This is a genomic window from Dietzia sp. DQ11-38-2 (assembly GCF_014145055.1).
In the GTDB taxonomy this organism is placed as follows: domain Bacteria; phylum Actinomycetota; class Actinomycetes; order Mycobacteriales; family Mycobacteriaceae; genus Dietzia.
This window is the reverse complement of record NZ_JAALDW010000400.1, coordinates 2,744-3,654: the sequence shown is the minus strand read 5'-3', so window position 1 is coordinate 3,654 and position 911 is coordinate 2,744. Positions and strand designations below refer to the sequence as shown.

Annotated in this window: 2 protein-coding genes; one reads left to right on the top strand and one right to left on the bottom strand. The window is 71.6% G+C overall.

Annotated elements, in window-relative coordinates; genetic code table 11:
• Positions 1 to 112 precede the first annotated feature (112 nt).
• Entirely contained in the window at positions 113 to 466 is a 354-nt protein-coding gene (locus G6026_RS13190) for a 4a-hydroxytetrahydrobiopterin dehydratase (RefSeq protein WP_182613441.1), read from the top strand.
• A gap of 81 nt (positions 467 to 547) precedes the next feature.
• On the opposite strand, the gene G6026_RS17450 is transcribed toward G6026_RS13190, so the two are convergent.
• A partial coding sequence (locus tag G6026_RS17450) for a proton-conducting transporter membrane subunit (RefSeq protein WP_277815612.1) occupies positions 548 to 911 on the bottom strand: 364 nt, incomplete at its 5' end.

Sequence of the window (911 nt, the reverse complement as noted above, 5' to 3'; positions counted from 1 at the left end):
CGCGCGGGGATGCTGGCGGGGGTGTCCACGTCTTCAGGGTAGGCCGGGTGCGCGGCGGGGTCGGATCCGGCGGGAGGTGCCGGTCGCGCCGGGAGGTGCCAGACTGGAGGGCATGAGCGCCGACGCCGACAACGTACGCCCCGATGCCGATGACCGGGCCCGTCTGACCGAGGAGCAGATCGCCGAGGGGCTCGCCGACCTGCCCGGTTGGGCCTTCTCCGAGGGGTCGCTGACCTACACCGCGGTGTGTGAGACCCCGCAGGCCGCGATCGACCTGGTCGCCGCGATCGGGCAGGCCGCCAACTCCCAGGACCACCACCCGGACCTGCTGTGGAGCTACGACGAGGTGACCCTGGACCTGCGCAGTCACGACGTCGACGGGGTGACCCGGCGGGACCTGAAGCTGGCCCGGTCCGTTTCGGCGCTGTCCGGGGAGTTCGACGCCACCCCGCTGGGCATGGACTGACCTACCCCCTCGAGAAGAGCGTTCCGCACACGTGCTCTCGGCAGATGCGTGCCGAGCGCTCTTCCCGACGGGGGCTGAGGCTCACCACGCGAATGATGAGGCCGCCCCTGCGAGATCGAGGAGCGGTTGCGGGGCGATCCCCAGAGCGAGCGTGAACACCGCGGCGATCCCGACCACGGCCAGGGTCACCGGTCGGCGGGCGAACGCCACCCCCGAGCCGCCAGACCCCGGGTCCGACCCCGAGCCCCCCGAGCTCGCGGATCCGGCCTCGCGGAAGAACATCACCACGATCACGCGCACGTAGAACGAGGCCGCGATCGCGCTGGTGAGCACACCGATCACCACCAGGGTCACGGCGCCGCCGGCGACGGCGGCCGAGAAGACCGCGAACTTGGCGATGAACCCGCTGGTCAGAGGAATCCCTGCCAGTGCGAGCAGCAGCACC

Excerpts from the sequence above, each read along its gene's own strand:
- G6026_RS13190 (WP_182613441.1), top strand. The coding sequence starts at position 113 with ATGAGCGCCGACGCCGACAACGTACGCCCCGATGCCGATGACCGGGCC.